Annotated in this window: 9 protein-coding genes and 2 pseudogenes; 8 read left to right on the forward strand and 3 right to left on the reverse strand. The window is 67.4% G+C overall.

Annotated features, from left to right (window positions below; all coding sequences use genetic code 11):
- The 4 genes from ABZ260_RS37405 to ABZ260_RS37420 all read left to right on the forward strand — a co-directional run.
- A partial coding sequence (locus tag ABZ260_RS37405) for a hypothetical protein (protein ID WP_355626987.1) occupies positions 1-189 on the forward strand: 189 nt, incomplete at its 5' end.
- 599 nt (positions 190-788) lie between these two features.
- On the forward strand, positions 789-944 hold the full coding sequence (locus ABZ260_RS37410; protein ID WP_355626989.1) for a hypothetical protein: 156 nt from the start codon (positions 789-791) through the stop codon (positions 942-944).
- Between the two features lie 147 nt (positions 945-1,091).
- Positions 1,092-2,516 (forward strand): DUF4158 domain-containing protein, encoded by a 1,425-nt coding sequence (locus ABZ260_RS37415; protein WP_355626990.1) that lies wholly within the window; start codon positions 1,092-1,094, stop codon positions 2,514-2,516.
- Complete coding sequence (locus tag ABZ260_RS37420) at positions 2,500-4,056, forward strand: transposase (protein ID WP_355626992.1); 1,557 nt, start codon at positions 2,500-2,502, stop codon at positions 4,054-4,056. The genes ABZ260_RS37415 and ABZ260_RS37420 overlap by 17 nt, the downstream gene beginning before the upstream one ends.
- A gap of 70 nt (positions 4,057-4,126) precedes the next feature.
- Here the strand turns inward: ABZ260_RS37420 and ABZ260_RS37425 are convergent, their stop codons facing one another.
- Complete coding sequence (locus ABZ260_RS37425; RefSeq protein WP_355626994.1) at positions 4,127-4,561, reverse strand: VOC family protein; 435 nt, start codon at positions 4,559-4,561, stop codon at positions 4,127-4,129.
- A 249-nt stretch (positions 4,562-4,810) separates the two neighbouring features.
- On the opposite strand from ABZ260_RS37425, the gene ABZ260_RS37430 reads away from it, so the two are divergent.
- Positions 4,811-5,740 carry a tyrosine-type recombinase/integrase gene (locus tag ABZ260_RS37430; protein WP_355626996.1) on the forward strand — a complete coding sequence of 310 codons (930 nt, stop codon included), beginning with the start codon at positions 4,811-4,813 and terminating at the stop codon, positions 5,738-5,740.
- A 49-nt stretch (positions 5,741-5,789) separates the two neighbouring features.
- On the opposite strand, the gene ABZ260_RS37435 is transcribed toward ABZ260_RS37430, so the two are convergent.
- Positions 5,790-6,491 (reverse strand): reverse transcriptase domain-containing protein, encoded by a 702-nt coding sequence (locus ABZ260_RS37435; protein ID WP_355626998.1) that lies wholly within the window; start codon positions 6,489-6,491, stop codon positions 5,790-5,792.
- A gap of 626 nt (positions 6,492-7,117) precedes the next feature.
- Entirely contained in the window at positions 7,118-8,185 is a 1,068-nt protein-coding gene (locus tag ABZ260_RS37440; RefSeq protein WP_355626999.1) for a site-specific integrase, read from the reverse strand.
- A gap of 204 nt (positions 8,186-8,389) precedes the next feature.
- Between ABZ260_RS37440 and ABZ260_RS37445 the strand changes: the two genes are divergently transcribed.
- The 3 genes and pseudogenes from ABZ260_RS37445 to ABZ260_RS37455 form a co-directional block, all read left to right on the forward strand.
- Positions 8,390-9,280 (forward strand): RNA polymerase sigma-70 factor, encoded by an 891-nt coding sequence (locus ABZ260_RS37445; protein ID WP_355627001.1) that lies wholly within the window; start codon positions 8,390-8,392, stop codon positions 9,278-9,280.
- A 118-nt stretch (positions 9,281-9,398) separates the two neighbouring features.
- Positions 9,399-9,782, forward strand: a pseudogene (locus tag ABZ260_RS37450) (NAD(P)-binding oxidoreductase); the annotation flags it as partial.
- A 134-nt stretch (positions 9,783-9,916) separates the two neighbouring features.
- Positions 9,917-10,485: pseudogene (locus ABZ260_RS37455) on the forward strand (polyketide synthase); the annotation flags it as partial.

The raw sequence follows: 10,485 nt of genomic DNA on the forward strand, positions 1-10,485 counted from the left end.
GCCGCGGACGCGTTCCCCCTGAAGGTCGCCGTCAGGGGACTGCAGGCGCCGCCCGCCGACACCTGGGTCGAGGTCACCGGCATCTGGATCCCGCAGACCTTCGGCAAGATGACCACCGGCGTCATCTACCCCCAGCTCACCGGCAAGAGCCTCACCAGGATCGAGCCCCCCGACGAGCAGTACGAGTAACGCCAAAAAGCATGTACAAGCTCAGGCTCCCCTCCCCGAGCGTGGCCGGCCACCAGGCGGTACGACGTCATCAGGTCTTGGCGGACCATCAGCGGATGCCGGTGATCCACGACTGATTCGGGCCGGTCCGGGAAAAGCCCGGTCGACCAGGTCAGTGGCGATCTTGGTCGGGCGTAGAACGACGCCACCCGGGCCGATCGGGGTCACCGGTCGGCCCGGCGCATCAACATTCCCACTGCTCCGTGCCCGACCGGCACACACTGGCCCAGGCACGGCTCGGCATGCACGCGGTGAGCTCCACTCGGCTGTGGTATTGCCCGCCGGACGAGACAGCTCCTCCACGTCCCGGCGTTACCTAACCGGCCTCCGCAGACACCCAGCCGCCGCGTGAGACCGGCCGGTCCGGCGAACCCCGATCCCTGCTTCCCCAAAATACAATCTTTCCTCTTACCGCGAACCAAGAATACAAAGAACACAAAGGTAAAACAGTGATCGATAATGGTTATCCGGATCGAATTGCCGTGCGTTCCCGGGTTTTGAAACCCAAACCCCGTAGGTATTATTCAGTATTGGCATACCAATTCAGCAGGGGGGGAATCATGTCTGTTTCAACCGAGCACCGTCCGCACGCCGGGCACGACCACCGGCATGGTGAGGGCTGCGGCCACGTGGCGGTCCCGCACGACGGCCACGTCGACTACGTTCACGACGGCCATCGCCACGCTTCGCACGAGGGGCACTGGGACGACCACTGACGCCCCGACGGATGTCGCGGCGGCCACGGAATCCACAAGGGGCACGGCCGGGTTTCCTCAGTGGTCATGAAAGCACCACAAAAACCCGGCCGATGCCATATCGGGACGGTCCGGTACAAGGGGCTGTTCTTGGAGGACCCCCTTGCGGTGCCTTGGCCTGTGGTGGACTACCTGGCTGTGCAGTTGGGGATCGTGGATCCGTCGCAGGTGAAGCGGTACGGGGTGCGGCCGAAGACGGCGTATGAGCACGCGTGGATGATCCGGGACGCCTATGGCTTCCATGGCTTCGAGGATCGGGAGACGTGGGAGGGCCGGGTCCTGGCGAAGAAGTTCTTGACGTTCCTGCATGGTCGGGCGTGGACGCACGCGGAGGGGCCGACGGCGTTGTTCGATCAGTCGGCGGCGTGGTTGCGTCGACACCGGGTGCTGCTGCCGGGTGTGAGGGTGCTGGAGCGGCTGGTCGCCGGCGTCCGGGATCAGGCGGACGATCGGCTGTTCGCGACGGTGGCCCGGCAGGCGTCTCGCGCGGATTCGGGGTTGCCGCGAGCGTTGTTCGGGCTGTTGGAGGTTCCGGAGGGGTCGCGGTTCTCGGAGCTGGAGCGGTTGCGGCAGGCACCGAAGCGGCAGTCGGGCGCGGAGCTGGTGCGGGCGTTGAAGCGGGTGGATGACATCGCCCGGTTTGAGTTGGGCCGGGTGGATGTGTCCAAGGTGCCGGTTCGCCGGATGAAGACGTTGGCCCGGTACGGGGCAGGAAGCAAGGCCCCGCTGCTGGCCAGGCTGAACGAGCCTCGGCGGACGGCGACTCTGGTGGCGGTGACCAGGTCGCTGGAGGCAGAGGCGATCGACGACGCCCTCGACCTGTTCGCCTTGCTCATGGCCACCAGGCTGATAAGCCCGGCTCGGCGCAAGGCGAGCGGGGATCGGCTTGCGATGCTGCCGAAGCTGGAGAAGGCCTCCAAGCTGCTGTCGAAGGCGAGCCGGGTTCTGGTGGAGCAGCTCGACCTGGTCGCCGAGGCGGACGCCGATCTGGACCCGGCGGCGTTGTGGGCGGCGGTCACCGACCAGGCCGGCGCGACCAAGGAGCAGGTGCTAGCCGCGCTGGAGTCGGTCGAGGAACTGGTTCCCGACGATGACGGCGCGGCGGAGGCCGCGATGCGGGCGGCGCTGGTCGACAAGTACAACACCGTCCGGCCGTTCCTGAAGCTGCTGGGTGAGTCCCAGGCGCTGGGCGCGGCGGCGGGCGGCCGGAAGGTCCTGGCGGCGGTGCGGCGGCTCCCGGAACTGGCCCGCCGTCAGGTGACGCGTAAGCCGCTGCTGCCCAAGGAAGTGGACGGCTCGCTGGTGACGGCGGCGTGGAAGCGGGCCGTGTTCGCCAACCCGAATCTCCCTCAGGGTGCGGTGGACCGGGACGCTTACGTGGTCTGCGTGCTGGAGGCGCTGCACCGGGCGCTTGGAGTACGGGATGTGTTCGCGACGTCGTCGCTGCGGTGGGCCCCCGCGTGCCCATCTGCTGGATGGGCTGGCGTGGGAGGCGATCAGCGAGGACGTGCTGTCGTTGACCGACCCGGTTAACGATCATCTGGACGGCAAGCTGCTGGCGCTGGACGCGGCGTGGAAGCAGATGACGGCCCGGCTGGAGGAAGCCGGCGAAGACGCCCGGGTACGGGTGTTCACCCCGGCCGACGGGCGTGCCCGGTTGTCGGTGGACAAGCTCGGCGCGCTTGGGGAGAGCCCGTCGCTAGCCTGGCTGCGCGGTGCCTGCCAGGCGATGCTGCCTCGGATCGACCTGCCCGAGCTGCTGCTGGAGGTGCACTCCTGGACCGGATTCCTGGACGCCTACGTGCATCTGGCCGACATCTCCACCCGGATGCACGATCTGCCGCGGTCACTGGTGGCGCTGCTGGTCGCCGAGGCTTGCAACGTTGGCCTCGTCCCGGTGATCAAGGACGGGGATGAGGCCCTGACCCGCGGCAGGCTGTCGCACGTCGATCAGAACTATGTGCGGACCGATACCCATTCGGCGGCCAACGCGATCCTCATCGAGGCCCAGCGGTCCATCCCGATCGTCGCCCAGTGGGGCGGCGGGCTGCTGGCCTCGGTTGACGGGCTGCGGTTCGTCGTCCCCGTCCAGACGGTCAACGCCGGGCCATCACCGAAGTACTTCGGGTACAAGCGCGGGCTCACCCTGCTCAACGCGGTCAACGACCAGGTGATGGGCATCGGGCAGGTGGTCGTGCCCGGCACCCCGCGCGATTCGCTGTTCATCCTCGACTGCCTGATCAACATCGACGCCGGTCCCAAGCCGGAAGTCGTCACGACCGACCAGGCGTCGGATTCGGACATGGTGTTCGGGATCTTCTCCATGCTCGGTTACCGATTCGCGCCCCGCTTCGCCGACCTCGGTGACCAGCGATTCTGGCGCGCCGACGTCCCCAGCAGTGACGCCCCAAGCGGGGAGGGGTCGGGCGAGGAGACCGCGAGCGGCTACGGGCCGCTGGAGGCGATCGCCCGCAACAAGATCAACCGAACGAAGATCCAGACGCAGTGGTCCGATATGGTCCGGGTCGCCGGGTCGCTGGTCACCAACCAGGTCCGCGCCTACGACCTGCTGCGCATGTTCTCCCGCAACGGCAACCCCACCCCGCTCGGGCAGGCGTTCGCCGAGTACGGCCGCATCGACAAGACCCTGCATCTGCTGAGCATCCTCGACCCGATCGACGACACCTACCACCGGAAGCTGAACAAGCAGCTCACCGTGCAGGAATCCCGACACCGGCTCGCCCGCAAGATCTGCCACGGCGGAGGCGGCCAGATCCGACAGGCATACCGTGAGGGCCAAGAGGACCAACTCGCAGCTCTCGGCCTGGTCGTCAATGCCGTTGCTCTCTGGAATACCCGCTACCTGTCGGCCGCCGTCGACCATCTCCGCACCCAGGGCGTGCCCGTCAAGGACGAGGACGTCGCCCGGCTCAGCCCGCTGGGCCACGCCCACGTGAATTTCCTGGGCCGCTATGCCATCGCTTCGTCCGGGCCTTCCGAGGGACTGCGCGAACTCGGCGAGATCCCCGATCTTCCCGAGATCAACAGCGGCGCGGTGCGAAGGGAGAGCTGACGGACAGCCTTCCCCGTGGGAGCCGATCAGCGAGTCAGGTCTGTGTCGCGTTCAACGAGGTAGACGTTCGTCAGCCCAGGCAGAACTCGTTGCCCTCGATGTCCTGCATCACGAGGCACGACTCGTTTTCTTCATCGGCGGGCAGGAGCCGCACGCGTTTCGCGCCGAGAGGGATCAATCGTGCGCATTCGGCCTCGAGGGTTGCCAGGCGCTCTGCACCGACGAGTCCGATGCCGACCCGCACGTCAAGGTGCAGCCGATTCTTGGCGACCTTGCCTTCGGGAACGCGCTGGAAGTACAGCCGCGGACCGACACCCGAGGGGTCGCTGCATGCGAACCATGAGTCCCGCTGCTCGGGCGGCAGCGTGCGATTGAAGTCGTCCCAACTGGCGAACCCCTCAGGCGGTGCCGGCGCGACATACCCCAACACCTCGCACCAGAAGCGACCGACACGCTCAGGTGAAGCGCAATCGAAGGCGACTTGAATCTGCTTAACGGATACCATGGGAAAACCCTCCCATAGATCACTATGCATACCGTAATCGCCCACCGTGCACCCCAGCCGGATTGGCGAAGTCCTGAAAAGATCCACAGCTCCAGCCTGAACGCCTCGCCCGCCGAAGGGTTGCGAGATAACCTTCGTTATCAGGCAAGAACAAGATCGTGTGCCTTTCGTGAGCTGGGAGCGTGCCGCCCGTGGCAGGCCGTTCAATTCCCGGTTATCTGGCAACTCGGCGCATGGGAGAGTGAAGACGTGGATCCGGCGATCGTCGAACGCCTCGGGAAAGAACATCCGCTCGCCCGCCATCTCGACGACTTCCTCACCGACCAGCGGAACGCGGGCGCGTCTCCGCACACCCTGCGCGCCTACCGCGGCGATCTCCTCCAGTTCACCGAGCAATGCGACGGCGAGATTTCCGAGCTGACCGCGCCACCGATCCGGGAGTTCCTCACCGCGATCGGGGCGCTGTCGGCCGCGACCCGCAAGCGCAAGCGCGCCGCCGTCGCCTCCTGGTGCAAGTGGGCCGTGCGCCACGACCTGCTCGACGCCAACCCCATGGACAAGATCGACACCATCAAGGTCGCCAAGTCCCTGCCCCGGCCCGCCGCTGCCACCGACGTCGCCAAGGTCCTCAACTCGATCTGCAGCCGGCGGCCGCGTAAGGACATCCCGCTCGACCGGCTCCGCGACCGGGTGCTGTTCGAGACGATCTACGTGTGCGGAACCCGCGCCTCCGAAGCCTGCGTCCTGGACCTCGACGACTTCGACCTCCGCCAGGACGACGAGCACGTCCGCATCCACGGCAAAGGCGGCACCGTACGCACCGTCTTGCTGGACGACCGCGGCTACGTCGCCCTCCTCAAGCTCTACCTGGGCCGCGCCGGATACCGGTTCGGACCCGCTTTCCGCGCAAGCATCAACGGGACCGGCGGTCCGCTGTCCTACGACGCCGCCCACCACCGGTGGGAGAACTACTGCGAAGCGGCCGGGGTCGGGATCGACATCCACCAACTACGGCACGCCCACGCCACCGAACTCATCAACGGCGGCGTCTCCATCGAGGTCGTCCGCCGGCGACTCGGCCACGCCTCCACCGAGACCACCCAGCTGTACACCCTCCTCGCCGACGAGGTCGCCGACACCGAGATCCGCGCCGCCCGCCGACACCGCAACCGCCGCTGACATGCACGCTCACTGCTCCACACGTCACTACACACAACCAAGATCAATCTCAGCGCCAACGGCTGTTCCCAGGTTCCTCAACCCCGAACTCCCGGGTGATCCAGGCGTCGAACGCGTAGTGCAGGAACAGATTCGCCAGGACGGGTGAGATCGCCGACCCCTGCGGGGTTCCGCGCTCTCGATCTTGCAAGGGTCCGTCGGGCAGTGCCAGCGGCGCGGCAAGCCACCGCTGGATATACAGCACCACCCACGGCAGGTCGGTGTGCGCCTGGACCGCCTTGACGATCAGGTCCCAGGGCACGGAGTCGAAGAACTTCCGGATGTCGAACTCGACCACCCAGTCGAACTCCCAACAGCGTTGCCGACAGGCCCCGACCGCATCCAGCGCCGAGCCGCCCGGACGATAGCCATAGGAGCTTGGATGGAAGATCGGTTCGACCTTCGCTTCCAGCACCCCGGCTACCACCGTCTGCGCGATCCGATCGGCCACGGTAGGAACGCCCGGAATTCTGGTGCCACCGCCGTGCGTCTTCGGGATCTCCACAGCCATGACCGGAGGCGGAAAGTACGTTCCCGAGGACATTCGATTCCAGATCTTGTACAGGTTGTTCTTGAGATCCTTCTCGAATTCCTCGATGGATATCCCGTCCACCCCGGCTACGCCCTTATTCGCCTTGACCTTCTCCCACGCCACCTGGACAGCCCATTTAGAGATCTCAAACGGCTTGCCCGGTGTTTTCAACTCGTCCACGCGACTCCTCCCGGAGAACTTCCGGTTGATCGAACAAACGGGTCACGAACGACCCGGCCCCTTCGCTCCAGCCCCGTTACAGGACCTTCACCACTACTACGGGCCGGTCCGCCGGCGCGCCCGGCAGCGGGTACTCTGACGCCGTCTCCCGGGGTTACCCCAGACCACAGCTCTCCCCTGTCGCCCGCCGAGGCGGGCAGTGTCCGAACAGCGCCTTCTCCTGTTCCACTCGAACGCCGCAGACCGGACTCACGCCACCTCCATGCCGGACACCGCCTGGCCAATAAGCGGACACCCGCCAGGCTCATCCCGGGGTCGTATTCACTCCCCGGTTTCGATGTCATCCGTTCTGATTTCGACACGTCGTCAGTGGTTCACTCGCGTTCGCCTTCCCGGTCCCCACCTGACGCCTTTGCAGCGCCTTTTCCTCATCGCTCACCACGACTGTCTTCAGCAAACGCAGCATGAGGCGGTTTGGAGCCTCCCTCCGCAGGGCGACTCCGAAGGGCCAAACCTTCATCGTCCGAGCAGCATCGCTCCAGATCATTCGCCTACATCGAACTCTCCTTCACGTTCAGGACACACGAATACGCCAGAAACAGGCCGCGGAGCGGAGTTCGGCCTGGTCAGCCTCTGCGGTGGAGATCGCGGCGGGCTTGCCAGCGGGTGAGAGCGTCGGGCGAGACCCGGGTGTAGCGGGCCAGGCTGGCGACCGAGGCATGACCGGAGTAGGCCAGGAGCGTGCCGGTGTTGGCGCCGTTCTCGGCGGCGTGGGTGAGCGCGGAATGCCGCAGGTCGTGCAGGGTCCACCCGGGCGCGGCGGCGAGGTCTGCCGGGTCGGTGAGATCCGGGTGAGCCAGCGGTTTGGTCAGCTGGTTGAAGATCTCCTCAGCGCGCCGATAGGACAGCCGGGCCCGGCCGGTGACCGGGTCCAGATCGCCGGTGGCCAGAGCGACGCGGGCGCGCCGCTCGGTGAGGAACACCGGCCCGTTACCGCGGCCGGCGAGCAGCTTCGGTAGAAGGCGTGCGGTGCGGGTCTGCCAGACGATGATGTCGACCGAGCTGCCCTTGCGAGTGACCCTGGCGCGTCGGTTGCGCCGGTCCAGGTGCTCGATGTCCAGGCCGAGTGCTTCGCTGGCGCGCGCGGCGGTCTCGTACAACATCGTCCACAGCGTCTTCTCCCGGAGCGGAGCCTCCAGGTCGAACAGCGCCTCGATGTCGGCGACCGCCAGCGCGCGCGTCCGATCAGGGGCACGGCCTCGCCGCCACAGCCGTCGGGTCGGATCGGCTGCCAGCCAGCCCTGGTCCATCCAGAAGGTCACCGCGGAGCGCAGCGCGTCCAGGTGCCGGTTGAAGGTCGCGGCAGCCCGGCCGCTCCACCGGTCGGCGAACCATGCGGCGAGCCGGTCGGAGCCCTGTTCGTCGTCGAGCTCGGCGAGCAGGACGTGGGTGCCGGGCGGGGCGAACTCGGCCGTCAGGGCGCGCAGGGTGGAGCGGTAGGCGCGCTGGGTGTTGCGCTGCTCGGGACCGGACAAGGTAGCGAGGTAGGCAGCCGCCGCGGCGGGCAGCGGAGGGGATCCGCCGCGCTCCAGCCGGTGAAGCTCGCCCACGTCCCACCTGACGTCGCCATCGCAGATAAGCATGCCGACCTGACCCAGGTTCGGCGAGGCGTTCTGCCTGCTCGATTCTGTCATTATCGCAGATAATATTCAGTTATACGCGACAGAGCGAACGTCCCTGCTCGCCCCGCTGACCCGCGTCTGGGACGGGTTTCATCCTCCAGCTCGATGAACCGCACGACTCGCTCCGCGCGTCCCCGATCGCTGCGGCAGGGCGAGCGGCACCGGTCATGGCCTCCAGGCGACCGGGCCCGTAAGGGGGCTGAGAGTCTGGTGCGCGTGACAGTTGATGCGGTTGAGGAGTTCGAGCGGCATCGTTCGAAGCTGTTCGGGTTGGCCTATCGGATGCTGGGTTCGGCTGAGGAGGCCGAGGACGTCGTCCAGGACGCCTTCCTGCGTTGGCATCAGGCGAGCGCTGTCGCGTCGCCGTGGGCGTGGCTGGCCAAGGTCGCCACCAACCTGTGTGTGAACCGGTTGACGTCCGCGCGTGCGCGCCGGGAGAGCTATGTCGGTTCTTGGCTGCCGGAGCCGGTGTTGACCGCGGGCGGCGCTTTGGGCCCGCTGGACAGCGCCGAGCAGCGGGAGTTCGTCTCGCTGGCCTTCCTGGTGCTGCTGGAAAGGCTCAACCCGGTGGAGCGCGCGGTGTTTGTCCTGCGCGAAGCCTTCGACTACAGCCATCGGGAGGTGGCCGAGGTCATCAACTCCTCCGAGGCGAACTCCCGGCAGCTGTACACCCGAGCTCGCCGGCGCCTGACCGAGGCGCGTGGTCGCTCCGATCGCCGGTTGGACCAGGCCCGCCGCCGCGACCTGGTGGAGAGCTTCCTGAAAGCCGCAGAACAAGGAGACCTGCCGGGGTTGGAGAAGGTGCTGGCCGAGGACGTGACCGTGTGGGTGGACGGTGGCGGCAGGGTCGGCGCCGCTCGGCGGCCCATCTCCGGTGTCTCCAAGGTGGCGCGCTACTTGGTGGGGTCGTTGAGCATCGCCGGTGAGGGGGTGCGGCTGTCGGCTACGGAGGTGAACGGCGCACTGGGGCTGCTGGCCCGGGCCGGCGGGGAGCTGGTCGGCGTGCTGGTACCGGAGACGTCGAACGGCCGGATCAGCGGGATTCGCATCATCGCCAACCCCGACAAGCTGCGGTTGTCACATTCCGGAGGCCTATCCGGTTCTTAACGGGTGACCGCCTCACGCCGGACCCGGCGTGAGGCGGTGACCTGACAGCCGCGCGAGGCCGGAACACCGGCATCGTGCTCTCCGCGGAGGATTCCTACCCGTGACAAACCCGATCCTGGTGACGGGCGGTACCGGCCGGCTCGGCCGCGCGCTCGTGCCACAGCTTCTGTCGGACGGTCATGCCGTCCGCGTGCTGAGCCGCAAGCCGCCATCAGATGAGCAGACGTGGCGCGGTGACCTGCTCACCGGTGAGGGCCTGGAGGAGGCGGTCGACGGCGTCGGTGTGATTGTCCACTGCGCGACCGGTAACGGCCGTGCGGACATCGCTGGCACGCGCAACCTCATCCAGACGGCGGTGCGAGCCGGGCGCCCGCATCTGATGTACGTGTCCATCGTCGGCGCCGGCCAGGTGGACATGGCCTACTACCGGGCGAAGCTGGCCTGCGAGCAGCTCGTGGAACGCTCCGCCCTGCCGTGGACGATCCAGCGTACGACCCAGTTCCACGAGCTCATCGTCTGGATGTGCACGAGCCAGCGCTGGCTGCCGATGATCGTGATGCCCAGCGGGGTCAGCTTCCAGCCCGTCGACGCCGGCGAGGTGGCCGCCCGCCTGGTCACGCTAACCGGCGCGCCACCGGCAGGGACGCGATCGGCGGTTTTCCCGACAACCGGGGCTGGGACGTGGAGCGGCTCCTGGCCGCGGACGGGCCGGGCACCTCCGTCACCCGGGAAGGCGGCTTCCTGCACGACGCCGACCGGTTCGACGCCGCCTTCTTCGGACTGAGCCCGCGCGAGGCCGCGGCGATGGACCCCCAGCAGCGACTGCTGCTCGAAACGTCGTGGGAGCTCTACGAGCGGGCCGGGATCGACCCCTCCAGCCAGGGCGGCAGCCGTACCGGAGTGTTCGTCGGCGTGATCCCGCAGGAATACGGCCCGCGCCTGCACGAGACGTCGCAGGGCTACGAGGGGCATGCCCTCACCGGCACCCTGAGCAGTGTCGCCTCCGGCAGGCTCGCCTACACACTGGGGCTGGAAGGCCCGGCGATCACCGTCGACACCGCCTGCTCGTCCTCCCTGGTGGCCATGCATCTGGCGATCCAGGCGCTCCGCGCCGGCGAGTGCGAGCTGGCCATCGCCGGTGGGGTCACGGTGATGTCCACGCCGGGCATGTTCACCGAGTTCAGCCGCCAGGGCGGGCTCGCGCC

This window comes from Streptosporangium sp. NPDC006013, assembly GCF_040614275.1.
Classification (GTDB): domain Bacteria; phylum Actinomycetota; class Actinomycetes; order Streptosporangiales; family Streptosporangiaceae; genus Streptosporangium.